General features: G+C 69.7%; 21 protein-coding genes. 19 read left to right on the forward strand and 2 right to left on the reverse strand.

Annotated features, from left to right (window positions below):
• The first annotated feature begins 126 nt into the window (after positions 1–126).
• The 19 genes from P1V51_21255 to P1V51_21345 all read left to right on the forward strand — a co-directional run bounded on the left by P1V51_21255 (position 127) and on the right by P1V51_21345 (position 22963).
• Complete coding sequence (locus P1V51_21255; protein ID MDF1565579.1) at positions 127–846, forward strand: hypothetical protein; 720 nt, start codon at positions 127–129, stop codon at positions 844–846.
• Between the two features lie 6 nt (positions 847–852).
• Positions 853–1449: a recombination mediator RecR gene (gene recR, locus P1V51_21260; protein MDF1565580.1), complete on the forward strand. Its 597-nt coding sequence runs from the start codon at positions 853–855 to the stop codon at positions 1447–1449.
• A gap of 160 nt (positions 1450–1609) precedes the next feature.
• Positions 1610–2089, forward strand: coding sequence for a roadblock/LC7 domain-containing protein (locus P1V51_21265; GenBank protein MDF1565581.1), 480 nt, complete (start codon positions 1610–1612; stop codon positions 2087–2089).
• 30 nt (positions 2090–2119) lie between these two features.
• Positions 2120–2707: a GTPase domain-containing protein gene (locus tag P1V51_21270; GenBank protein ID MDF1565582.1), complete on the forward strand. Its 588-nt coding sequence runs from the start codon at positions 2120–2122 to the stop codon at positions 2705–2707.
• A gap of 140 nt (positions 2708–2847) precedes the next feature.
• Complete coding sequence (locus P1V51_21275; GenBank protein MDF1565583.1) at positions 2848–3639, forward strand: dihydrolipoamide acetyltransferase; 792 nt, start codon at positions 2848–2850, stop codon at positions 3637–3639.
• Positions 3636–5990, forward strand: a complete 2355-nt coding sequence (locus tag P1V51_21280) for a tetratricopeptide repeat protein (GenBank protein ID MDF1565584.1) — start codon at positions 3636–3638, stop codon at positions 5988–5990. The genes P1V51_21275 and P1V51_21280 overlap by 4 nt, the downstream gene beginning before the upstream one ends.
• Positions 5987–9496, forward strand: a complete 3510-nt coding sequence (locus P1V51_21285; GenBank protein ID MDF1565585.1) for a tetratricopeptide repeat protein — start codon at positions 5987–5989, stop codon at positions 9494–9496. The genes P1V51_21280 and P1V51_21285 overlap by 4 nt, the downstream gene beginning before the upstream one ends.
• Positions 9486–10970, forward strand: coding sequence for a tetratricopeptide repeat protein (locus P1V51_21290; protein MDF1565586.1), 1485 nt, complete (start codon positions 9486–9488; stop codon positions 10968–10970). Before P1V51_21285 ends, P1V51_21290 begins: the two co-directional genes overlap by 11 nt.
• Positions 10971–11139: 169 nt before the next feature.
• Positions 11140–11382: a hypothetical protein gene (locus tag P1V51_21295; GenBank protein MDF1565587.1), complete on the forward strand. Its 243-nt coding sequence runs from the start codon at positions 11140–11142 to the stop codon at positions 11380–11382.
• A gap of 184 nt (positions 11383–11566) precedes the next feature.
• The gene (locus P1V51_21300; protein ID MDF1565588.1) at positions 11567–12172 is read left to right on the forward strand and encodes a MotA/TolQ/ExbB proton channel family protein; all 606 of its coding nucleotides are present in this window, start codon (positions 11567–11569) and stop codon (positions 12170–12172) included.
• 93 nt (positions 12173–12265) lie between these two features.
• Positions 12266–12781 (forward strand): biopolymer transporter ExbD, encoded by a 516-nt coding sequence (locus P1V51_21305; GenBank protein MDF1565589.1) that lies wholly within the window; start codon positions 12266–12268, stop codon positions 12779–12781.
• Between the two features lie 40 nt (positions 12782–12821).
• The gene (locus tag P1V51_21310) at positions 12822–13382 is read left to right on the forward strand and encodes a biopolymer transporter ExbD (GenBank protein MDF1565590.1); all 561 of its coding nucleotides are present in this window, start codon (positions 12822–12824) and stop codon (positions 13380–13382) included.
• A 106-nt stretch (positions 13383–13488) separates the two neighbouring features.
• Positions 13489–14826 carry an AgmX/PglI C-terminal domain-containing protein gene (locus P1V51_21315; GenBank protein MDF1565591.1) on the forward strand — a complete coding sequence of 446 codons (1338 nt, stop codon included), beginning with the start codon at positions 13489–13491 and terminating at the stop codon, positions 14824–14826.
• A gap of 39 nt (positions 14827–14865) precedes the next feature.
• Positions 14866–15861, forward strand: a complete 996-nt coding sequence (locus tag P1V51_21320; GenBank protein MDF1565592.1) for a hypothetical protein — start codon at positions 14866–14868, stop codon at positions 15859–15861.
• On the forward strand, positions 15858–16301 hold the full coding sequence (locus P1V51_21325; protein ID MDF1565593.1) for a cyclic nucleotide-binding domain-containing protein: 444 nt from the start codon (positions 15858–15860) through the stop codon (positions 16299–16301). Before P1V51_21320 ends, P1V51_21325 begins: the two co-directional genes overlap by 4 nt.
• 13 nt (positions 16302–16314) lie before the next feature.
• A complete protein-coding gene (locus tag P1V51_21330; protein ID MDF1565594.1) occupies positions 16315–20136 on the forward strand; it encodes a hypothetical protein in 3822 nt (1273 codons plus the stop codon).
• A gap of 132 nt (positions 20137–20268) precedes the next feature.
• Positions 20269–20841 (forward strand): hypothetical protein, encoded by a 573-nt coding sequence (locus tag P1V51_21335; protein MDF1565595.1) that lies wholly within the window; start codon positions 20269–20271, stop codon positions 20839–20841.
• Positions 20842–20965: 124 nt separating this feature from the next.
• Positions 20966–22207, forward strand: a complete 1242-nt coding sequence (locus tag P1V51_21340; GenBank protein MDF1565596.1) for an outer membrane beta-barrel protein — start codon at positions 20966–20968, stop codon at positions 22205–22207.
• An 87-nt stretch (positions 22208–22294) separates the two neighbouring features.
• Positions 22295–22963 carry a polysaccharide export protein gene (locus P1V51_21345; GenBank protein ID MDF1565597.1) on the forward strand — a complete coding sequence of 223 codons (669 nt, stop codon included), beginning with the start codon at positions 22295–22297 and terminating at the stop codon, positions 22961–22963.
• A 78-nt stretch (positions 22964–23041) separates the two neighbouring features.
• On the opposite strand, the gene P1V51_21350 is transcribed toward P1V51_21345, so the two are convergent.
• Complete coding sequence (locus tag P1V51_21350) at positions 23042–23779, reverse strand: FHA domain-containing protein (protein ID MDF1565598.1); 738 nt, start codon at positions 23777–23779, stop codon at positions 23042–23044.
• Positions 23776–24885 carry a recombinase RecA gene (gene recA, locus P1V51_21355; GenBank protein ID MDF1565599.1) on the reverse strand — a complete coding sequence of 370 codons (1110 nt, stop codon included), beginning with the start codon at positions 24883–24885 and terminating at the stop codon, positions 23776–23778. The genes P1V51_21350 and recA overlap by 4 nt, the downstream gene beginning before the upstream one ends.
• Between the last annotated feature and the right edge of the window lie 20 nt (positions 24886–24905).

Here is a 24905-nt window from a genome sequence, read left to right on the forward strand (position 1 = left end):
CCGCCGCGGCCCGTGGAGGCCGCTCCGCCGGCGCCGAGGCCCGCCCCCGCGCCCGAGCCCGAGCCCCCGGCGCCCCGGCCCCAGAACCGGCCGAGGCCCACCGCGGAGCCGAAGAGCATCGCGGACATGGCCTCGGCCATGGCGGCGAAGGCCGAGGCCGAGGGCCTCACCCACGCCCCCGAGCCGCCCGAGTCCGAGCTGCCCGAGCCCCCGGACCGCGACGAGCCGCCCCCCCTGGGTGAGCTCACCGAGCGCCCCGGCGGGGGAGGCCCGCCCCGGGCGAGCGCCCCCCCGGCCCCGCCCCCGCCGGCGGCCCGGCCGGCGCCGAGGCCCGAGCCGAGGCCGGAGCCGAAGCCCGAGCCGAAGGTGGAGAAGAAGGCCTCCGAGGGCGGCGCCCCGGCGGCGCCGCGCCTGCCCCTCGGCGACGATCCCGGCGCCGACCTGGCCACCCGCTACGAGGCCCTGGTCACCGCGGTGATGACCCACGGCTACCGCCCCTTCCTGGCCTCGGCGCTGGAGCATGGCCGCCCGATCGAGATCACCGACGAGGTGCTCTCCCTGGCCATGCCCCGGGGCCTCTACCTCGACGGCCTGGGCAGCCCCCAGAACCGGGGCCTGCTCGAGACCTTCCTGGCCGACCACTTCGGACGCCCCATGGAGCTGCGCCTGGAGGTGCAGGACACGGTGAAGACCGACGCCCTGCCCGAGGCGATCGCCACGGTGCGGGAGCGGGAGCTGGCCGAGCACGTCGAGCGGGTGCGGGGCGCCGCGATGGAGAACCCGGCGGTGAAGCTCGCGGTCGAGGCCCTCGGGGGTCAGATCGAGGACATCCGGATCCTGGAGTAGGGCGGGATGGCGATCGCAGGACCCATCGGGCGCTTGATCACCCTCCTGGGCCGCCTCCCCGGCATCGGGGAGAAGTCCGCCCAGCGCCTGGCCTTCCACATCCTCCGGGCCCAGCCCGAGTACGCCCTCGAGCTGGCCGAGGCCATCCGGGCCGTCTCCCAGGAGGTCAACCTCTGCCCGGTGTGCATGAACCTCACCGAGGCCGAGCTCTGCGCCGTCTGCGCCGACGCCCGCCGCGACGCCAGCCTCCTCTGCGTGGTGGCCACCGTGCCCGATCTGCTGGCCGTGGACCGCACCGGCGAGTTCCAGGGGCGCTACCACGTCCTCCACGGGGTGATCGCGCCCCTCGACGGCATCGGCCCGGACGACATCAAGATCGCCGAGCTGCTCTCCCGCCTGCGGGAGGGGCGGGTCGAGGAGGTGATCGTGGCGACCAACCCCGACGTCGAGGGGGAGGCCACGGCCCTCTACCTCCACCGGCTCATCGCCCCCCTGGGGATCACCGTCTCCCGCCTCGCCCAGGGCATGCCCATGGGCGGAGACATCGAATACACCGATCAGGCCACCCTGGGCCGAGCCCTGGCCGGCCGGAGGCCTCTCTAGGCGCCGGAAGGGCCGGCGAGCGGACGCCAGTGTTTTGGCGTTCTTGCCCCGCCCTCCCCGATCCTGCTATCACCCACAGAGTTTCGTGGCCGCCCTCAACGGGGGTGGCGGCTCAAGACGTTCCAAAGATTCCCCAAGTCACGACCGAGGCGCCCACTCAATGCACCCTCAGATGGTTCTCTTCGAGGAGGACTTCCAGGCCGTCCAGGCGATCTGCGAACGCCTGACCCGGGAGGCGAACGGGCGGTGCGTTTTCCTCATCGACAAGAACGGCCAGTTGATCGCCGCCGCCGGCGATACGGAACACCTCGACACCACCTCGCTGGCCTCCCTCACCGCCGGCAACATCGCGGCCACCGGAGGTCTGGCGAAGCTGCTCGGTGAGAAGGAATTCTCGATCCTCTTCCACGAGGGCGAGAAGGACAATCTCCACATCACGATCGTCGGTGGACGCGTGATCCTGGTCGTCATCTTCGATCAGCGCAGCTCCCTCGGTCTGGTCCGCCTGCGGGTCAAGAAGGCCTCGCAGGAGCTGGCCCAGATCTTCGACGCGCTGGCCAACAAGATGGCCCAGCCTGGGGTGTCGTCGCCCTTCGCCGAGATCACGGACGACGACATCGACAACCTCTTCAGCGACTAGCTTCCCACCCCACAGAGCCTCAAGGACGCCATGTCGTTCATCAACTACTCCTCCCGCGAGATCAACTGCAAGATCGTCTATTACGGGCCCGGTCTGTGCGGAAAGACGACCAACCTGCAGTACGTCTACGCAAAGACGAATCCCGATGCGAAGGGGAAGATGATCTCGCTGGCGACCGAGACCGAGCGGACCCTCTTCTTCGACTTCCTCCCCCTCTCCCTCGGTGAGATCCGGGGCTTCAAGACCCGCTTCCACCTCTACACGGTGCCCGGGCAGGTCTTCTACGACGCCTCCCGGAAGCTCATCCTGAAGGGCGTCGACGGGGTGGTCTTCGTGGCCGACTCCCAGATCGAGCGGATGGAGGCCAACCTCGAGTCCATGGAGAACCTGCGGGTGAACCTGGCCGAGCACGGCTACGATCTCGATCGGGTGCCCTTCATCGTGCAGTACAACAAGCGGGACCTCCCCAATGCCGCCACGGTGGAGGAGCTCCGCCGGCTGCTCAATCCGCGCGGCGTGCCCGACTACGAGGCCGTCGCCCCCACCGGCGTGGGCGTCTTCGACACCCTCAAGGCCGTGGCGAAGGGCGTCCTGCAGGAGCTCAAGAAGGGCGGCTAGCCCCGGCCGGGGGGGGGAATCGCCCCCCCAAAGGCCCCTGTTTCGGGTTATCCTGCCCGTTGGACACTTCGCCGGGAGGGGCGAACTTGCGCGAGAGGCCCGAGACGGCCTCGCAAGGGGACTTGGAGGTCAGCAAGAAGATGCGGCGTGCAGCAGGCTGGCTTTCGCTGCTCCTCACCCTGCTCGTCGTCGGGCCGCTCCGGGCCCAGACCGAGGGCGGCGGTGAGGCCCTCCCCGCGACCGAGGCTCCGGCGCCTCCGGCCGAGCCCGCGTCCGTCGACGGGATCGGCGCGGGTGAGACCACCGTCGAGGCGACGCCGGTCGAGAGCGCCGAGGGCTCCGGGGCCGCCGCCGACGAGGAGAAGACCTTCGACCTGAAGGTGAAGGGCCTCGAGGAGCGGGTGACCGACCTCAAGGAGCGCATCTACCGCACCAAGGCGCGGCTGCTGCTGCTCCAGGAGACGGTGATCAGCGACAACCTCACCTCCGGCGCCAAGGCGGTCCTGATCCACCGCAACGAGATGGGCGCCTCCTTCGTCGTCGAGTCGGTGACCTACGCCCTCGACGGCGCGCCGATCTACACCAAGGTCGACACCGGGGGTGAGCTCGACCGGCAGGAGGAGATCGAGATCTTCAACGGCCGGATCGTCCCCGGCAACCACCAGATCACGGCGCGGGTGGTGCTGCGCGGCAGCGGCTTCGGGGTCTTCTCCTACCTCGAGGGCTACAAGTTCACCGTGCAGTCCTCCTACACCTTCAACGCCGAGGGCGGGAAGACGACCCAGCTGAAGATCGTCAGCTACGAGAAGGGCGGCATCACGACCGACCTGAAGGATCGCCCGGCGATCAAGTACGACGAGACCACCAGCAAGGATCAGCCCAAGCGCAAGCTGCGGGGCGGGAAGAGCAAGGACGAGGGGACCGAGAAGTGAGACGGGAGCGGGCCGCACGCCTGGCGGCTGCTCTCGGGGCGACCGCCGCGCTCCTGCTGGTCCTGCCGGGCGTGGCCCGGGGCCTCGATCGCAAGAAGATCGAGCGGGAGCTCCTCGAGCTCGAGAAGCTCTCGACCGAGCTCAACGGGCGCAGTGACATCGTCATCGCCCAGTACAGCCGCTCTCCGGCGGCCGATCGCCTCGGCGACGTCGAGAACCGCTTCTCCGAGGCCGAGTTGCACTTCCTGCTCGAGAACTACAACGCGGCGGCGGTCTTCCTCTTCGACCTGGTCGACCAGCCCGCGTTCCAGGCCAGCCGGCACTACCACGACGGCCTCTACTACCTCGCCGAGAGCCTCTACCAGCAGTCGTCCTACTTCCCGGCGCGGGCGACCTTCGCCCGCCTGCTCTCCGAGGGGGGCGGGCGCTACAGCCAGGACGCCCTGCTGCGGATCATCGAGGTCAGCGGCAAGCTCGACGACTACACGGGCATCGACGAGCACGTGGAGGCGCTGCGCGCCAGCGGCGCCACCCTGCGGCCCCAGGTCCTCTACGTCTACGGGAAGTTCCTGGCCGGCCGCTCGGACCTCCCCGATCGCGATCGCCTCGCCCGGGCCCTCACCGTCTTCGCCGAGGTCCCGGCCGACAGCCCCTTCGATCTCCAGGCGCGCTACTTCATGGGCGCGCTCTACGTGCAGGCCGGGGACCTCGACTCGGCCCAGCAGGCCTTCGAGTCCATCCTGCCGCGGCCGGCCAAGTCCGAGCGCCAGCGGGACGTGAAGGAGCTGGCCTGGATCGCCCTGGGCCGCCTCCACTACGAGCGGGGCGACGTGGACGCCGCCATCGACGCCTACCAGCGGGTCGAGCGCTCGAGCGTGCACTTCTACCGCTCCCTCTACGAGGTGGCCTGGGCCTACGTGAAGAAGGAGGACTACCAGAACGCCCTGCGGGCGGCCGAGATCCTCATGGTGGGCGCCTCCGACTCGCCCCTGGCTCCCGAGGCCCAGATCCTCATCGGCAACCTCTACTCCCGGCGCAAGCGCTACGAGCAGGCCCTCGAGACCTACAACGGGGTCATCAACACCTACGCCCCGATCCGCGACGAGATCGACGCGCTCCTCTCTCTCCACGACGATCCAGTCACCTACTTCAACGAGCTGATCCAGGAGGAGGGCGAGTCCTTCGCGGTCGAGTCCATCCTGCCGCCGGTGGCGGTGAAGTGGGCCTCCACCGAGACCGACGTGAAGCAGGCCATGGCCATCGTCAGCGACGTCGAGCAGGGCGATCGCGACGTGGTCGAGGGGCGCAAGATCGCCAGCCGGATCATCGCCTCTCTCGAGGAGCGCACCCTCGAGCCCTTCCCGGCCCTGCAGGAGGGCAACGCCCGCGCCACCGAGGTGCTCAACGGCACCGTCCAGATGCTCTCGCGGCTCGCCGATCTCGAGCGGAGCCTCCTCTCCGACGTCCTGGAGGACGCCGAGCGCCAGCGCCTCTCCGAGATCCGCGAGCGTCGCGCCCGGCTCGAGCGCCAGTTCCGGGCGCTGCCCAGCTCCCAGGAGGAGCTCGAGGCCCGAGACACCCTCTGGGTGGAGTCCATCGGGCGCGTCGAGCGCAAGGCCTACCGGGAGAAGCTCGCGGCCACCTCGCTGAACGCCCAGATCGTCGCGATCCGCAAGTGGATCGACGACACCCGTGACCGCCGCACCGAGTCGGCCGAGGAGATCGAGGCCTTCCTGCGGCGCCTCGACCGGGAGAAGGAGGTCGCCGACGCCCTGGAGGACGAGGCCGACGACCGCCTCACCGAGGCCCTGCGCCTGAAGGACGAGATCAAGAGCGGCGCGGCCTCGGTCGCCGAGGATCTCCTGCGCAACGAGTACCAGGCGGCGCTGGCCACCGAGGCCGGCCTGATGGACAGCCTCCGCTCGCGCTTGCCGGCCGACCGGAAGGACTACCACGCCCGGATCCTCTCGATGCGAGCGACGGGGGAGGGGAACCTCTCCGAGCTCCAGGGCCTCCTGGCCACCATCGACGAGCGTGCCGAGAAGCGCCGCCTGGACATCCGGCGGCAGGTCGACATCGAGCTCGAGCGCCTCGAGGGCTACGGCCGGCAGGTGAGCGAGGTGATGGGTGACACCAAGAACCTGGTGGGCCGGATCGCCCTGAACTCCTTCCGCCGGGTGCAGGACGCCTTCTACTCCCTCATCCTCAAGGCCGACGTGGGGATCATCGACGTGGCCTGGGGCCGCAAGGCCGACAAGTCCAAGGAGATCCAGCGGCTGGCCCAGGAGAAGGATCGCCAGATCCGCCTCCTCGACCAGGAGTTCAAGGAAGTGCTGGAGGAGGCCGAGTGATCCCCCGGCGCCTCCTCTCGATCCTCCTCCTCGCCGCCGGCCTCGGCGGCGCGGCGCCAGCGCCCGCGCTCGCGCAGGCCGGCGACGAGGCCGGCGCGGCCGCCGAGGGGGCCGGGGCCGGGGAGGCCGCCAGCGAGGAGGAGAAGGTCGCCGCCGAGGCCGCCGCCAAGGCCGCCGAGCGCGAGGCCGCCCGGCAGCTGGCCCTGAAGAAGGAAGAGGAGGAGCGGCGCAAGCGGCTGCCCCCCGAGCTGGTGAAGATGATCGAGCGGGTCGAGCTCTTCGAGCGCGAGGCCGCCGACTTCCGGCGCGAGGTGCAGCTCCTCATCGAGCGGAAGTACCACCAGCGCCGTGAGCAGCTCTCCAAGAGCTACGAGAAGGCCATCGCCGACCTCGAGGTCCTCGAGCGCAAGGACCGCCTCGACGCCATCGCCCTCTTCGAGGAGTTCCTGGCCCGCTACCCCGACGAGCCCAAGTACTCCCCCGACGCGATGATGCGGCTGGCGGAGCTCTACTACGAGAAGATCGAGGACGAGTTCCGGATCACCGAGAAGGAGTACTACGCCGAGATCGAGCGGCGGCAGGCCACCGGCGAGGAGCTGACCGAGCTCCCGCCGCTGCCCGAGAAGAGCTTCGCCCAGCCCATCGCCCTCTACCAGCGGCTGATCACCCAGTTCCCCGACTACCGCTACGGCGACGCCGCCTACTACCTCCTGGGCTACCTCCTCGGCGAGCAGGAGGAGCACGAGGAGGCCCTGGCCACCTTCGACCGCCTGGTCCGCAAGTACCCGAGCAGCCGCTTCGTGCCCGAGGTCTGGATGCGGATCGGCGAGTTCTTCTTCGACGCCGACCAGGGGGTCTACCCGGACGCCCTCTCCCGGGCGATCGCGGCCTACACCAACGCGCTGCCCTTCCGGGACCACCCCCTCTACGACAAGGTCCTCTACAAGCTGGGCTGGACCTACTACCGCATCGACGACTACGACTCCTCGGTGCGGGCCTTCGCCGACCTGCTGGCCTTCTACGACGAGAAGGCCGCCGAGGCGGGCGAGGAGGTCGGCGGCGACCTGCGGGCCGAGGCGATCCAGTACACGGCCATCTCCTTCGCCGACGAGTCCTGGGGCTCACCGGAGAAGGCCCGGGCCTTCTTCGAGCAGCGGGGGCACCCGCCCTACGAGTTCGACGTGATCCGGCGCCTCGGCGACGTCTACTTCGACCTCACCAAGCACCAGCAGGCGGTGGCCACCTACGAGTTCCTCCTGGCGCGCTACCCGACCGCCGAGGAGGCGCCGGTGATCCAGGAGAAGATCATCGCCGCCCACGAGCGCGATCGGGCCTTCGCCAAGGCCTTCGCCGCCCAGGAGGCGCTGGTCAACAACTACGCCGAGGGGAGCGCCTGGTGGGAGGCCAACAAGGGCAACCCCGAGGCGCTCGCCCACGCGGCGGACCTCACCGAGAAGTCGCTGCGCGCCGGCGCGGTCTTCCACCACGAGCAGGCGCAGAAGTTCCGGGAAGAGGAGAAGATCGAGCTCGCCTTCACCGAGTACAAGCTCGCGGCGGACGCCTACGGCCGCTACCTGCAGCTCTACCCCCACACCAAGGACCTCTACGAGTTCCAGTACTACTACGCCGACTCGCTCTACAACTCGGCGCAGTTCGTCGAGGCGGCGAAGTACTTCGAGCTCACCCGCGACTCGAACTACGACGCCGAGTACCTCGAGGACTCTGCGCTCGGCGCGGTGCTGGCCTACGAGAAGGAGATCGAGCGCCAGCAGCAGGCCGGGCTCCTGCCGGTGCGACAGGTGCTCACCTCCAAGGACTGGCCGGAGGGGCAGCCGGTGGTCGAGGAGCCCATCCCCGAGCTCTGGCAGCAGTACATCGCCGCGGGCGACGCGATGATCAAGCGGATGCCCGAGGCGGAGTCGGCGCCCAACGTCGCCTACAAGTCGGCCGAGGTGCTCTACATCCACGGCCACCACGCCGAGGCGCGGCGGCGCTTCGAGTACATGGTCAAGCGCTGGCCCGGCGAGGAGTCGGCCCAGTACGCGGCCAACCTGATCATCGAGAGCTTCCTCATCGCCAAGGACTGGCGGGGCGTCGAGGAGACCTCCGCCCGGCTCCTCGAGACCGAGGCCATCGCCAAGGCCGGCGGCGAGGTGCAGGAGACCTTCACCCAGTTCAAGCTCGGGGGGCGCTTCAAGCGCGCCCAGCAGCTCTTCGACGACGGCTCCTACGAGGAGGCGGCGACCCTCTACCTCCAGCTCGTCAAGGAGGCTCCCAAGCACGAGTTCGCCGACCGGGCCCTCTACAACGCCGCGGTCTGCTACGAGAAGGTGCTGCGCTTCGAGTCGGCCCTGGGGCTCTACGAGCGGGTCTTCCGCGAGTACCCGAGCTCCGAGCTGGCGGACAAGGCCCTCTTCCTGGTCGCCTACAACGCCGAGCGGGCGTACGACTTCGACAAGGCCATCAAGGAGTACATGGACCTGATCGAGAACTACCCGCAGTCCCAGCAGCGCCAGCCCGCCCTCCAGAACGCCTCCCTCCTCCTCTACCTGACCCAGAAGTACGAGCGGGCCGCCGCGCAGTTCCGGCGCTTCGCGCGCCTCTTCCCCGACGCCGCCGAGACGCCGCGCCTCCTCCTGCTCGCCGCCGAGTGTCAGGAGAAGGCCGGCAACCCGAAGGGCGCGATCTCGGCCTACGAGGAGTTCATCCGCCGCTTCCGCCGCTCGCCGGAGGCCGCCGCCGAGGTCGTCGAGGCCAAGCTGAAGGTCGCCAAGGCCTTCCTCCTGCTGAACCAGTACTCCCAGGCGCAGGAGGCCTACCACCAGACCGTGGCCCTCCACGCCTCGCTGGCGCCCACCCTCTCCGGCGACGAGGTCGCCCTGGCCCGCGCCAGCGAGTTCGCCGCCGAGGCCCAGTTCATGATCGCGGAGAAGGAGTTCCGCGCCTACGACGACATCAAGATCGTCGCCAAGGGCCGGGGCAAGAAGCTCCAGAACGAACTGAAGGCCGCGCTCGAGAAGAAGAAGGAGAAGTCCCGGGAGGTCTCGGCCCTCTACCGCAAGGTCTACGACTACAAGCGCCTCGACTGGACCCTGGCCGCGGCCTACCGCATCGGCTTCGTCCTCGAGCGCTTCGCCGGCGCCCTCTACGACGCGCCCATCCCCACGGAGATCAAGCGCCTGGGCGAGGAGTATGTCTGGGCCTACCAGGATCAGCTCGCGCAGGTGGCCACCCCCATCGAGGAGGAGGCGCAGAAGGCCTACGTCACCGCGATGGAGAAGGCCCGCGACGCGGGCATCATCAACCGGTGGACGAAGCTGACCCTCGAGAGCCTCAACCGCTACCGCCCCGACGAGTTCCCGATCCTCAAGGAGGCCCGGGACCACTACGCCACCACCCCGATGGCCGCCATGCCCGTGGCGCCGAGCATCGAGGGCATCCCGCCGCCGGTGCCGATGGGCACCCGCCTCGGGGGCCTCGGAGACGAGGAAGAGGATGAGAAGTAGGCTCCTCCTCCTGCTGCCCCTCGGGGGCCTCCTCCTGCTCGGCGGCTGCGCCGGCAAGCAGAAGCCCGAGGAGGCGCCCCTCCCCGAGGTCACCGACACCGGGGCGGAGGCCAGCACCCCCGAGATCCCCACCGACGCCGTCGCCCGGGCCCCCGAGCCCGAGGTCCGGCGGGAGTCGGAGTCCTCCTCGGAGATGCCGCCGCCGCGGGAGCGGCCCGAGCCCGAGGTGGAGGAGAAGGAGGCGGCCCCCGAGCCACCGCCGCCGCCCCCCAAGAAGAAGCGCACCTCCCGCGGGCAGTCGGCCTTCGACGCCGGCGTGCGAGCCAACGCCAAGGGGGACCTGACCACCGCCGAGGGTCACTTCCTGGAGGCGGTGACCAAGGACGATCAGCTGGAGTGGGGCTGGTACAACCTGGGCGCGATCCGCGAGCACAAGGGTGACGTGAGCGGCGCCCGCACCGCCTACCGGCAGGCCCTGCAGGTGAAGGCGGACTTCACCGAGGCCTCGGCCAACCTCACGGCGCTGCTGGTCCGGCAGGACAAGATCGAGGAGGCCGAGCGCGATCTGCGGCGCCGCATCGCCCGCTACCCGGCCGAGCTGGAGTTCAGGAACCTCCTGGCCGGGATCCTGGTGGTCCGGGGCGGGCAGAAGAACCTCGACGCCGCCTTCACCGAGGCCCGCAAGGTGCTCAAGGCCGACGAGCGCAACGTGGGGGCCATGATCGTCCTGGGGCAGGTCTTCTACGAGCAGGGCAAGCTGGAGCTGGCCGGCTCGGTGCTGGAGAACGCGGTCCAGATCGATCCCTCCCACGCCCAGGCCCACAACCTCCGGGGCTTCGTCTTCCTGGCCCAGAAGGAGCGGGACAAGGCCTTCCAGGCCTTCAAGCGGGCGGCCGAGCTGCGCCCCGACTTCCCCGAGGCCCACATCAACTACGGCGCCTTCCTCAACCAGGCCCAGAGCTTCGACGAGGCGGTGCAGGAGCTCGAGCTGGCGGTGAAGTACGCCCCGAAGCGCCCCGACGCCCACCTGAACCTGGGCAACGCCTACCGGGGAGCCGGCGAGCACCAGAAGGCCCTGGCCGAGTACAAGCGGGTCCAGGAGCTGGACCCCCGCAGCGCCGACGCCCTCTTCAACCTGGGCCTCCTCTACCTGGACGCCCCCCTCGAGGGGATCGAGATCCTGCCCCGCCTCAAGAAGGCCAGGGAGTACTTCGAGCGCTACCAGGCGGCCGGGGGCAAGGACGAGCGGATCAGCCTCTTCATCGGGGACGCCGACAAGGCGATCAACAAGGAGGAGCGCCGCATCGAGCGCGAGCGCAAGGCCGCCCTGCGCAAGGCCCAGGAGGAGGCGGAGGCCAAGGAGCGGGCGGCCGAGCGGGCCTCCAGCTCTCGTCTCGGCGAGGAGGAGGAGGAGGATCCGGGGCCCGGGACCGGCGGCTCCACCCTGGGCGCCGGCGACGAGGAGGAGAAGTAGCCGGAATCCGGGGTGTTTTCTCGGGGTCCCCCCCTTACACGTTCGCCGATCGGGCCAGTGCGCGGTGGATCCGCCCAGGCCCGTCGAGTAGGATGCGTCCCCGGTCGATCGGGCATGAGCCCGGGAGACCCGAAAAACCCGAGCTGGATGGGGCGTGACGGGAGACAAGATGCGAATCCTTCTGGGACTTCTGGGGGTCCTCGTGACCCTGCTGATGGCGACGGTGCCCACCGCCGCCCTGGCGCAGAAGAAGAAGGTCATTCGCCTCGAAGAGATCACCGTCGAGGGCAGGATCCAGAAGCCGCAGGCCTTCTACATCCTCCCCAGGTCCAATCTGGACTACGAGGCGCTCGATCGAAAGGAGAGCTTTCTCCAGGAGATCGACGTGTCGCTGGAGAAGGATCCCTTCTAGCCTCCGGAAATCTCTTCAACTCTCTCTTTTTTCGGGGGGCTATTCGCCCCCCGGGAGTATCTGGTAGACAATCTGGCCTTTCGGGAACCTTTCGGGGCCCCGGATGTCCGAAACTGCGAAAACCCCAAGGAGACTCGCCACAATGGGTTCTGCTGCAAAGTTCTTCGTCGAAGGTGGACCGTGGATGTGGCCCATCGCCGCTATGTCGGTGGTTGGCCTCGCTGTCGTCATCGAGCGCTTCATCTTCCTGTTCTTCAAGTACAACATCAACGGCTCCGCCTTCATGGCGCAGATCCAGAAGCTCGTGATGGCGAACAACATCGACCGCGCCATCAAGCTCTGCAACGCGGCTCCCTCCGCGGCCCTGCCGAAGGTGATCAAGTCCGGCCTCACCCGCGCGAACAAGGGTGAGATCGAGATCCAGAACGCCGTCGAGGAGGCGACCCTCGAGGTCATCCCCGCGATCCAGAAGCGGACCAACTCCCTGCAGGCCGTCGCGAACCTCGCCACCCTGCTCGGGCTGCTCGGTACCGTCATCGGTCTGATCCAGGCGTTCCAGGCGGTTGCCCAGGCGGCCCCGGATCAGAAGGCCGCGATGCTGACCTCCTCCATCTCGATCGCAATGAACACCACGGCGTTCGGTCTGATGGTCGCGATCCCCTGCATGGGCGCGCACGTCATCCTCGCCGGCATCACCAAGAAGATCATCGACGAGATCGATCAGTACTCGGTGAAGCTCGAGAACCTCCTGATCTCCCGCGGTAAGGGCGCTCAGAGCTCGCTCGAGTAAGCGGTCGCTCCAGCGATCGTCAGCGCTTCGTAATCGTAAAAAAAGCAAAGAACGGGAGCGGGCGAAGAGCCTCCTCCCGACATGAGGCAAGAGATGGCCAGTAAACCATCAGGGCGTGGACACCGAGGGAAGGAAGACATCCCTCCTCTCAACATCACGCCGATCATGAACCTCATCATCATCCTGATCCCGGCGCTTCTGTTGAGCGCGGCGTTCGTCCAGATCGCCGTCATCAACGTCTCGGCCCCCCAGATCGGTAGTGGGGTCGCCGAGGAGAAGCCTGAGGACGAGGAGAAGAAGCTGAACCTCACCGTCGCCGTGACCGACAAGGGATTCACGGTGGCAGGCACCGGCGCTGTGCTCGGTGGCGAGGGCGCGGAGGAAGCCGGCCCCACCATCCCGAAGAAGGCCGACGGTGAGTACGACTACGAGGCGCTGGCGAACAAGCTGGCCGAGATCAAGGATGCGTTCCCCGACGAGACCAAGATGGTCCTCAACGCGGAGCCGGACATCAAGTACTCGAAGATCATTGCCACGATGGACGCTACCCGGGAGCTCGAGGGGCGCATGCTCTTCCCCGACGTGGTGCTCTCTGCGGGCATCCAGTAGTCCCCCTTAGTCTCGAGCCAAGCCTCTATTGGAGCCGTAGATGGAAAACCCCAACGACCTCAGCCAGTTCGAGCCGGCGCCCGAAGAGTTCAGCGTCCGGAACCGGAAGAAGAAGCGGGAGGTGGAGGAGCCCGGGCCCCTGACCATCACTTCGCTGATGGACATCCTGACGATCCTCCTGGTCTTCCTGCTGAAGAGCTTCTCGGCCAACCCGGTGAACATCACCATGTCGGACGATCTCCAGCTCCCGTCCTCGAGCGCGACGCTCGAGCCGGAGGAGGCCGTGCCGGTGGCGGTGACCACCCGCCAGATCCTGGTGAACGACGTCTCGGTCGCCGAGGTCATCGACGGTAAGGTCGACGTCTCCACCAAGCGCGACGGCGAGCAGGGCTTCTTCATCGAGCCCCTCTTCGAGGCGCTCAACAAGGAGGCCGACAAGCAGAAGCGCATCGCGAAGCACAACACGGCCCAGGAGTTCAAGGGCCTCGCGCTCGTGATCGCGCACCAGGACACGAACTACCGGCTGCTCAACGAGGTGCTCTACACCGCGGGGCAGGCCCAGTTCTCGCAGTTCAAGTTCGCCGTCATCAAGAAGGAGTGATCCCTGCATCCGGATTGATGGGCGCACCATGGGAGTAGGGCATGGAGGTCCAACCTCTCGAGCCCTTCAGGGGAGCTGAAGACCAGCCAGGCTGATGCCCGCAAGAGTGGAACAGAAGGTCCTCCGCATTGGACTCATCCAGGGCGGCAAGATCATCGAGGAGCGGCTGATTCGCCGCCGGGAGCCGGTCACCATCGGGACGGCCCCGAAGAACACGCTGGTCGTCCCGGCCTCGCGTCTCCCGAAGACCTTCACCCTCTTCGACGTACGCTCTGGCCAGTACCATCTCGCCTTCACGGATCAGATGGCCGGCCGGGTCTCGGTGGGGCAGTCGGTCGTCGACTTCGCCTCCCTCAAGAGCCAGAACCTCGTGAAGAAGAAGGGTGGGCTCTACGCCTACCCCCTTCCCGAGACGGCCCGGGGCAAGGTCTCGCTGGGCGAGGTGACCCTCCTCTTCCAGTTCGTGACCCCGCCCCCCGAGCCGGTGCGGCCGACCCTGCCCAAGGAGGCCCGGGGCGGCTGGGTGAAGAGCATCGACAAGTTCTTCACCGCCCTGCTCCTGATCTCGGCCGTGATCCACTTCACCGGGGGCTGGCAGCTCTACCACACGCCGATCCCCACCGAGCTCTCCTTCGATCAGATCCCCGATCGCTTCCTGAAGATCATCGCCCCCGAGATCCCGGACGAGGACATCCCCGAGCCAGAGGGTGAGGGCGAGGCGATCAAGGAGGACGCGCCGGCGGACGAGCCCGAGGACGAGCCCGCCGACGAGCCCGCCGACGAGGAAGAGGTCAAGCAGCGGGCCCAGAGCAAGGAAGTCCAGGAGAAGGTCCGCTCCACCGGCCTGCTGGCGATCATCGGGGCCCGGAGCGACGGCGCGAGCGGCGGCTTCGGGGTCGCCGACATCATCGGTGAGGGAGGCGGCCTCGGCGCCGACCTCGACGAGGCCCTCGCGAACGTCTCCGGCGTCGGGGTGGCCACCAGCGCCGACGCGCTCGCCATGCGGACCGGCGTAGCGGGCGGTGGCGGCACCGCCGAAATCGGCGACATGGCCACCGAAGGTGGCGGCGGCGGCAAGGTCGCCACGGGGACCCGCAAGACCCCGAGGATCTCCGGGCGAATCACCTCGGGGCGGATGGAGGTCGAGTCCACCGAGGTCGACGCCGGGAGCATCAACCGCTTCATCAAGGTCCGGATGAAGTCCATCATCAGCTGCTACGAGGCCGAGCTGAAGCGCAACCCGGCGCTGAAGGGCAAGCTGCTGATCCGGATCACGATCTCCCGCCGCGGGACCGTCGCCGACATCGAGATCGAGCGCGACACCCTCGGCTCTGCCACGGTAGTGAACTGCGTTCGCAACCGGATCCGGCCCTGGCGGTTCCCCGTCAAGCCGGAGGAAGACACCGCAGTATCGATTCCGTTCATCTTCGCGCCTTCGAGCTAGCCCGGTGCGAAGAGGGCTCGTGAGGGGCGAGCCCGAACCATGAAGGCGAAGCGACTCGACGAGCTGAAGACCCTCCTGGAGGGGGAGGACTTCCTGGCCTGGTGGCGGTCTCTGACCGAGGCCAGGGCGGCGCTCCAGAAGTGCATCGAACGCTACGAGGTGGTGCTCCTCGAGCTGAACATGAGCGAGTTCCAGGCCGAGCTCGCCCAGAAGAACGCCATCGACACCGTCTACCTCTCGGGAGAGCAGGAGGACGAGTCCGCCACCTTCTTCGCGGAGGCGAGCCGGATCGAGAACGAGTCGATGCAGGCGGTCTCCGACTACGAGGAGCAGCGCTACCGCTCCTCGGACGCCTGGATCCGGCTGGGCGCGGTCGAGAAGAACCAGGAGGACAGCCGGGAGTTGCTCCAGTCCGCCCGGATGCGGGGGGACGAGGGGCGCGCCGAGGTCGTGCGGCTCGAGGCCCTCCTCCAGAAGCTGGAGCGGGATCGGATCACCTGCGTGGCGGAGTACGAGCGCGAGCAGCTGACCAAGGATCAGCGCTGGGAGCGGGTCGAGGATCTCTGGGCTCGCTCTCTCGAGTTCTCCCTCCTCCACGCCGAGCGCCTCGCCAAGGCGGGCCGGGTCAAGCGGGAGGCCGAGGCCCTCTTCTTCCAGGCCGAGCAGTGCAAGCAGGTCTCCGAGACCCTGCGCGCCGAGGCCGACGGCCTGGCGGAGCGGCGCGAGGGCATCGAGTCCTCCATCGTCGGCCTCTCCAAGGAGGCCCAGGAGCGCTTCGCCTGCGTGGCCGGCGACGACTTCCTCTACTGGGGCTCGAAGGAGAACGACCGCCTCGCCTGGTGCGTCTCGCTCATCTCCGACGATCGGAACTACAACATGGAGGTGGTAGCGCTCGGCACCTACCGGGTAACCTCCCGGGAAGGCGTCCGGCGCCTCGAGCCGCCGCCCCCCGATGGTGTGAACCTGGAGGAGGGGGATCGGAGGATCGAGGCCTACTTCCTGGGGACGCGCGTGACCGAGGAGGAGGAGGCATGACCAAGCTGGACACCATCCAGCAGACGAAGCTCTTCGAGATGCTCTCGCGAGACGAGCTCGCCATGCTCTCGACGCTCTTCCAGACGCGCTCCTACAACGACGGTGAGTTGATCTTCTCCCAGGGGGACGAGGGCGACGGGCTCTACCTCCTCTCCGAGGGGCAGGTCGAGGTCTGCACCGGCCGGGGAGGGGAGTGCAAGGTCGTCGCGGTGCTCGACCCCCCGGAGTTCTTCGGTGAGATGTCGGTGATCGACAAGGAGTTCCGCTCCGCCTCCGTGCGGGCGAGGGGCGCCACCGAGCTCTACTTCCTCCCGGTGGAGAACCTCATGGCCTTCCGGCGATCGTTCCGGGACGGCTTCACCTTCGTGGTCATCAACATCGCGAGGGTCATCTCCCGCCGCCTGCGGGAGACGACCTCGAGGCTCTCCGAGCGCCTCTGATCCGAGAGCGCGGATGAGCCCGAACCCACCGAGAGCCTCCTCGCGCGCGGGAGGTGTTCGCCTCCTCCTGGGGGCGCTCGCCCTCTGCGCGGCGCTCCCCTCCCCGGCGCGCGGGGCCCGGCCCCTCTCGAACTTCCCCCTGGAGCTGGGGCAGCGCATCGACGACGCCCCGGCGCTGGTGGACGTCGACGGCGACGGGCGCCTGGAGGTCATGGTCTCGGCCGGCAGCGAGCTGCACCTCCTGGACGCGCGCGGCGAGTCCCGCTACGGCTTCCCCCTCCGGGGGGACGCCGACCTGGTCGGGGCGCCGGCGATGGTCCGCACTGCCGAGGGCGCGATGGTCCTCGTGATCTCCGCGGCGGGCTCGGTCATCGTGGTCGACGGCAACGGCAAGGCCGTGCCGGGCTTCCCCCTGCGGGAGCTCGGCCGCCCGAGCGGCGGCGGCGCCCTCTTCGACCTCGACGGTGACGGTCGCCCCGAGGTGGTCTTCGCCACCCGGGAGGGGAAGCTCCACGCCCTCCACACCGACGGACGCCGGGGGGGCAAGCCCCTCGGGGGCTTCCCGGTGAAGCTCGCGACCGAGCTCTCCAGCCCCCCCACCTTCGCCGACCTCGGCCGGCTCGAGGCGCGCCGCGTCGTCCTGATCGGCGGCAGCGACGGAGCGGTCCACGCCGTGGACGGCGCGGGCCGGATCCTCGAGGCGTTCCGGCCCAGCTCCCGCTTCGAGGTCAAGGCGGCGCCGGTCAGCGGAGACGTCGAGGGCGACGGTGAGGCCGAGGTGGCCTTCGGCAGCGGCGACTTCAAGGTCTATCTCGCCGGTGCCGACGGCGCGCTGCGCCCCGGCTTCCCGGTGGCGACGGGCTACCGGATCCGCGCGGCGCCCGCGCTCGTCGATCTGGACGGTGACGGCCGCCTCGAGCTCGTCTTCGCCTCGGGCGACGGCAAGATCTACGCCCTCGACGCCCGGGGCAAGCCGGTGAAGGGCTTCCCCGTGACCTCCCCCGGAAAGCTGGAGGCCGGCGTGGTGGCCGGCGATCTGGTCGGCGACGAGCGGCCGGAGCTCGTCACCGTGACCCGTCGCGGCGAGCTGGTCGTCCTGCAGGCCGACGGGAAGCCCGTCCCCGGCTGGGACGCGAGCCTGGGGGCAGAGGTCACGGCGACCCCCGCGCTGGGGGACCTCGATGGCAACGGCAGCCTGGACATCGCCGTCGGGACGATGACCGGCCGGGTCGCGCTCTTCACCGGGCGGGGGGCGCGCCGGGGGCGGGCCCACTGGCCGGACGATCTGCACGGCGCGGCGCGCAGCGGCTGGCTGCACCCGAGCCCCACCCGCTTCGTGGACCTGCTCCTCACGCCCGAGGGGGCGACCACCCTCGAGGTGCTGAAGGCCGGCTTCGCGCACCTCGATCTCGATCGGAAGCCGCTCGCGGGCGTTCGTCTCGAGTGGCTGCGAGGCGGCGAGCCCGTCCCCGCCCTGGACGGCAAGCGGGAGGTCCCTCCCTCGGCCACCCGGAAGGGAGAGCGCTGGCGCTTCCGGATCTCGGACCCGGCCGACGGGGAGCAGGCGATCACCTTCGAGGCGCCGGAGGTGACCATCCGCAACACGCCGCCCACCTCGCCCGGGATCCTCCTGGGACCCGAGGAGGCGCGCAGCGGCGAGCCGATCGAGCTGCGCGTCGTCCAGGCCGCGGCGGACGTCGACGGCGAGGCCCTCACCTACGAGCATGCCTGGTGGCGCAACGGCGAGCCCGTGAGCCTGCCTCCGGACGCGACCCGGGCCCCGGGAGAGCAGGTCCGCAAGGGAGACGAGTGGACCGTGGAGGTTCGCGCCAGGGACTCGGAGGACCGCAGCGTCCCCGCCCGGGCCACCCTGCGGGTGGCCAACACGCCTCCGCCCGGAGCGCCCCTCGCCCTCTTCCCCGCGGCGCCGAGGGTCACCGAGGCGATCGAGGCCCGGGTGACGATCCCCGAGGCCGACGTGGACGGTGACCCGCTGCATCCGCACTACGCCTGGAGGATCGACGGGGTGGCCGTCGGGCGTCCCTCGGCGGAGGGCACGCTGCCGGCCGGCCTCGCGGGCAAGCACCAGCTGGTCGAGGTGAGGCTCACCCTCGACGACGGGGAGGTGGAGGGTCCCGCCACCGAGGCCCGGGTCGAGGTGGCCAACACTCCGCCGGGCGCCCCGGGGGTGGCCATCGCGCCGGCCCGGCCGAGGACCGGAGAGGCCCTGCGGGCCAGGATCACCGAGCCCCCCGCCGATCCGGACCTGGATCCGATCCGCCTCTCCTACGCCTGGAGCCTCGACGGTGAGCCCACGACCCTCGTGGGCATCGAGGTCCCGGGGGAGCGGGTGAAGGCCGGGCAGCGCTGGCAGGTGAAGGTGACGCCCGCCGACGACGAGGCAGCCGGGACCGCCGGTGAGGCGAGCTTGGAGGTGATCCAGTCTCCTCCCCGGCCGCCGCTGATCGCCATCGAGCCGCTGCGGCCGGTTCCGGGGGAGGCCCTCGAGGGCGTCGTCCGCGAGGCGGCCGTCGATCGGGACGGCGATCCGGTCGAGCTGCGCTGGGCCTGGAAGAAGGGCGGCGAGCTCCTCCATCGCGGCCCCGCCCTGCCGGCGGGCAAGACCCGGCGCGGCGAGACCTGGGCCCTCGTCGCCACCCCCTTCGACGGCAAGGTCGAGGGGAGGCCCGCCCAGGCCGCCGTGATCATCGGGAACCGCCCGCCCAACGCGCCGATCGTGACCCTCGCCCCGCCGAAGCCGGTGGGAGGGCAGCCCCTGCGCGCCGAGGTCACCCTCGTCGGCGACCCCGACGAGGATCCGGTGGAGGCGCGGCTGCAGTGGTGGCTCGATGGTGAGCGGATCGTCGAGCTCGACGACGCGCGGGAGGTCCCCGGATCGCGGGTCTCGCACTTCCAGACCTGGGAGGTCACCCTCCAGGCCGACGATGTCGAGCTGCGCTCGAAGGCGGTGCGGGCCACCGCCCGGGTGGAGGATCGGCCACCCGAGCCCCTGGCGACGCGGGTGGAGCCAGCGAAGGCCCTCACGACCTCGGAGCTCACCTGCGTCGCCCTGCGGGCGGCCCGGGATCCGGACGGGGACGAGACCCTCCTGCGGCACCACTGGCTCCGCGGCGGTCAGGAGACCAGCTGGGAGGGCGAGGTCCTCCCGGCGGCGGCGACCCGCAAGGGCGAGCGCTGGAGCTGCCGGATCACCACCTCGGCCCTGGAGCTCTCCACCCCGGGCAAGCTCTCGAAGCCCGTGGAGATCCTCAACTCGGGTCCCGTGGCCGGCGCCGTCGGCATCGAGCCGGCGGAGCCCCTCACGGAGGACGATCTCCACTGCGTGGTGAAGGAGCCCTTCACCGACCCCGACCGGGATCCCCTCGAGCTGCGCTTCGTCTGGACGCGGAAGGGCCAGAAGACCCGGCACAAGGGGAGGGTCCTCCCCTCCCGGCTGACGCGGAAGGGGGAGCAGTGGAGCTGTGAGGTCAGCGCCAGCGACGGCAAGGAGGTCTCCGGGAGCGCCCGGGCCTCGGTGAGCATCGGCAACACCCCGCCCACCGCGCCGATCGTGGAGCTCCTGCCCACCGAGCCGGGCACCGATCGGCCGCTGCGCTGCGAGATCGTGGAGCGGAGCCGGGATCCGGACCAGGACTCGCTCTCCTTCCGCTTCCGCTGGTACCTGGAGGGGAAGGTGCAGCCCTTCGCCGCGACCTCGGTGGCGGTGCCGGTCCGCCTCCTCAAGGCCGGTCAGACCTGGTGGTGCGGGGTGGCGGGCCACGATGGGAAGGCAGAGGGGGCTGAGGGCCGCTCGTCGCGCCGGACCCTCCGATGAGGCCGTAAGCGGGGGAAGACCCGACCCATCCGTTTGTTGACCGGCTCTTCCCGGGCTCCCTATACTGAGGGACCGCCTCCTGGTCGATTCCGACCCACCGGGGGCAGGTAGGTAGTGAGGTATGTTCCTGAGATGAGCAAGACGAACCTTCGGGCTGGCATCCTGTTGCTTTCCGTCGCTTTTTTCGTCAGCCCCCTGCAGGCGCAGGTGGACCCGGAGGAGGGGCTGGGTCTGACCAGCACCGAAGAGGGTGAGGAGATGAAGCTCTCCGGCCGCCAGATGGTGGATCGGACCGAGGAGCACCTCGACCAGATGCGTCAGATGCTCAAGGACGTCCTGGAGATCCTCGAGGACGCCCGCTCCGAGAAGGACGTCGTCAAGCTCAACTGCACGAACGAGAAGCTCACTCAGATCAAGGGTTTGCTGCGCGTGAGCGAGCAGGCCTCCATCGCCCTGCAGGAGTGGTCGGCGAAGGATCAGATCGAGGACGCCCGACACGAGTACCGCAAGGTCTCCATCGCCCGGGAGAAGGTCCAGCAGCTGCGGGCCGAGGCCGAGGAGTGCATCGGACAGCTCGCCTTCTACATCGACGAGGACATGACGGTGAACGTGGAGGTCCCGGAGGACCTGCCGGACGACGATCCGCGGATCGACCCCATTCCTCCCATCCTGGTACGGCCCTCGCCGGTGAGCCCCACGGGCTGATCGCTTGCGGGCCGACTGACGACGAACCCCGAGGGATCACAAGGCGCGGAGGGGCGCTGGTGATGCTTGCTACATACGCTCTCGATCAAGAAGCACGGTGTGACCGGTGTCGCAGCCGCTACCCTTGCGTCGAGCGATCGTCTCGGGCGTGGCGCACCGGTTGGAGGACTGGGTGAGGAGAGGCCCGGCACGATGGCGCGCCGCGGTGGCGGCCTGCGCCCTCCTGGTGTCCCTCCTGGTCCCGACCGGGGCGGCGAGCGCCGAGGAGAACGGGGTCAAGGTCGGCTCCGGGCGGCTGCACCCCTCGATCGAGATCGGGGGCGAGTACGACAGCCGGGCCAAGGTCGAGTTCGGCACCGGTGACTCCATCGGCGGCTTCCTCCTCCACCTGAAGCCGGCCCTCACCTTCGACAACGGCTCGCGCGAGGTGGCCTTCAGCCTGCGCGCCAGCGGCGACGCCAACATCTACCCGATGAGGCAGACCCGCAACCTGACCTACTTCGGCGGCGACGTGGATCTGAGCCTCGACATCAACCCCCGGGGAACGGTCGGGGTGGTGCTCGAGGATCGCTTCGCCCACTCGGATCGGAACTCCGCCGTGGCGATCGGCAGCGGCGTGCGCTCGATCTTCAACGAGGCCGCGGTGAGCCTGCCGATCCGCCCCGGCGGCGGCGCCCTGGAGATCATCCCCTCCTACGCCCTGCAGCTCGAGGCCTTCATGACCGTCCTCGGGGAGACCACCGGCGTGGGGCAGCCCCGGGAGCTGAACTACCTCTCCCACCGCCCGAACCTTCAGGCCCGCTGGCGCTTCCTCCCCAAGACCGCGGTGGTGCTCGACGTCCTGGGCGACTACCGGCAGTACTTCGAGCCTGGCGTCGGCGGGAGCAACCTCTGGGGCTTCTACGCCAAGGCGGGCCTCTCCGGCCTGATCACCCCCAAGCTCTCGCTCGTGGTGAACGCGGGCTACGGCCGCTCCTTCCTGATCGATCCGGCCTACAACAGCGTGATCGGCCAGGCGGAGCTGACCTTCATCCCCAACACCTTCACCCGGATCAAGCTCGGCTACGCCCGGACCTTCATGCCGGTGCCCCAGCTGATCTGGTTCGGGGACAACCGGGTCTACGGCGGCGGATCGGTCCTCCTCGGGGGCCGCCTGCTCTTCGACTTCGAGGGCTCCTTCGACCTGGTGAACTACGCCACCGGCCGGATCGACACGGTCATCGGCCTCGACCTGGGGCTGCGGGTCCGGATCACCGAGTGGATGGAGGCCGGGGGCGGCTACCGCCTCGACATCCGGGGCTCGAGCGACGCGGGCTCGGCCTATCAGCGCCACCTGGTGGGCGCCATGGTCAACCTCCGCTACTGACCCGTCTCGCCTGATTTCAGGGGGTTGGGTGAGTGTGATGCCGAACACTCGCTGACCCGGATCGGCGGTCCTATACTTCGTGACGTGATGAGACGTCGCTCCCCAGCTCTCGTGGCGCCCCTGGCGCTTCTCCTCCTGGCTCCTCTGCTCGGCGGCGCGGGCTGCTCGTTGCTGCGGGCCCGGGGCCCCGATCGGACCGACCTCCCCGGCGCGGGTGCGGCCGTGCCCGAGGTCGGGGCGCCCAGCGAGGAGGCGGAGGGCCCGGCGGCCACCACCCTCGGGGTCAACGACGTCTTCGAGGTGCGGGTCTTCGAGGAGCAGGAGCTCACCGGAGTCTACCGGGTCGGCGCGGACGGAGCGGTGAGCTATCCGCTCTGCGGGCGGGTGGAGGTCGGCGGCCTCGACGCCTCGGCGGTGGCCGGCCGGATCACCACCTGCCTGAAGCAGGGCTACCTCAGGAACCCGCAGGTCTCGGTCTTCATCAAGGAGTACAACTCCAAGAAGATCTTCGTCCTCGGGCAGGTGCAGAAGCCCGGCACCTTCACCTTCGAGGACCGCATGTCGGTGGTCGAGGCCGTGACCCGGGCCGGGGGCTTCACCCGCCTGGCGGCCAAGAATCAGGTCGTGATCAACCGGATCGTCGACGGCAAGGAGCAGCGGCTCCGGATCCCGGTCGAGGACATCAGCCTGGGGCTGGCGCCGAACTTCGTGCTGCAGCCGGGGGATATCGTCTTCATCCCCGAGTCTTTCTTCTAGCCCGGGGAGAGGCCGTGCACGTGTACGTGCACGTTCACGTACCCGGGTTCTCCCCGGAGCCCTGGCGCGGAGCGAAGGTCACGAGGCCCGATGTCGAAGGGTCTCCAGGGCCCGCAGGAGCATGAGCTCGGGTCGGTGTCGCGTCGCGGCGCAGTCCACCAGCACCACGCGCCAGCTCGCCGGTAGCTCGAGCCGCGCGGGCGGGCCCTCGGGCAACCAGGCCGCCAGCTGCTCGGGTCCCACCCGACAGACGAGGACCTCCTCCGGGAGCGCCCGGAGCAGCGTCCGGGCGGCGGCCCGATCGACGCGATCGGGACCGACGAGGAGCAGGGCCTGCCGGCAGGCGTCCTCCCGGCAACCCTCGCGCAGCACCTCACCGAGCCGCGCGGCGGTGGGCAGGCCGGTGGCCGGATCACCGCGCATCCAGGAGCGCAGGATCTGAAGCACCGCGTCGCACTCGCTAGCGCTCCGGGGCGGCGGGAGGACCTGCAGGTGGGTGGCGCCCAGGCTGACGACACAGGGTTCGTCGATCCGGGCCACCCTCCGCCGCAGGCCGTCGACTCGCAGCTCCGCGTCGGCCCGGAGGGCCTCGACCACCAGGCGCTCGCCCGAGTGATGGAAGTGGGCGTGGCAGGGGGCGAGGGTGGGATCGGCCAGGGAGAGGGCGAGGCCGGGGGCCGAGCCGGCCACGGCGGAGCCGGCGTCGAGGCGAAGCCAGTGGCCCCAGGGCAGGCCGTGCTCCACCCGGAGGAAGGCGGGCAGGGAGGGGACGGCCACCGGGGCCGGCCCCTCCCCGGGCGAGGGGAGGGCCCTCATGCGGCCTTCCCCGCGTCCTCCGGCTCGTCGCCCGCGTCCGCGGCGGCCGGCGGCTCACCCGCAGCCTCGCCGGCGTCGCCGCGCAGCCGCTGCTCGAGGGCCGCGGCCCGCTCGGGGTCGGCGGCCAGCGCCTCCCGGGCCTTCTCCCGGCCCTGCCCGAGGCGCTCGCCCTCGAGGCTGTAGAAGGCGCCGGACTTCTGGACGAGCCCGGCGGCGACGCCGTGATCGAGGAGCTCGCCGAGGCGATCGATGCCCTCGCCGTAGCGGATGTCGAACTCGGCCTGCCGGAAGGGAGGAGCGACCTTGTTCTTCACCACCTTCACCCGGGTGTGGTTGCCGCGCACCTCCTCGCCCACCTTCAGGGCGCCGATGCGGCGGATGTCGAGGCGGGCCGAGGCGTAGAACTTCAGGGCGTTGCCGCCGGTGGTGGTCTCCGGGCTGCCGAACATCACCCCGATCTTCATCCGGATCTGGTTGATGAAGACCACGGTGGCGGCGTTGCGGTGGACGACGCCCGCCAGCTTGCGCAGGGCCTGGCTCATCAGGCGCGCCTGGAGGCCGACGTGGCTGTCGCCCATCTCACCCTCGATCTCGGCCCGGGGCACCAGGGCCGCCACCGAGTCGACCACGATCAGATCCACCGCGCCGCTGCGGACCAGGGTCTCGCAGATCTCCAGCGCCTGCTCGCCGGTGTCGGGCTGGCTGACCAGCAGCTCGTCCAGCTTCACCCCGAGCTTGCCGGCGTAGACGGCGTCGAAGGCGTGCTCGGCGTCGATGAAGGCCGCGGTGCCGCCGGCGGCCTGCACTTGGGCCAGGGCGTGGAGGGAGAGGGTGGTCTTGCCCGAGCTCTCCGGTCCGTAGATCTCGACGATCCGGCCGCGGGGCAGGCCGCCGATACCCAGGGCGAGGTCGAGGCCGAGGCTGCCGGTGGGGATGGCCTCCACCGGCTGGGTCTCGGCCTGGCCCAGCTGCATGATGGCGCCCTTGCCGAAGCTGCGCTCGATGGCGCCGATGGCCTGGGCGAGGGCCTCGTCCCGGCTGCCGTCGGCGGACGGCCGGTCTCCGGTGCGGGTGGTGATCTTCTTCAACGAGCTCTTCAGTCCCATGGGTTCTCCTTCGGGGGTTG

The sequence above is a fragment of the Deltaproteobacteria bacterium genome (assembly GCA_029210625.1).
Classification (GTDB): Bacteria; Myxococcota; Myxococcia; order SLRQ01; family SLRQ01; genus JARGFU01.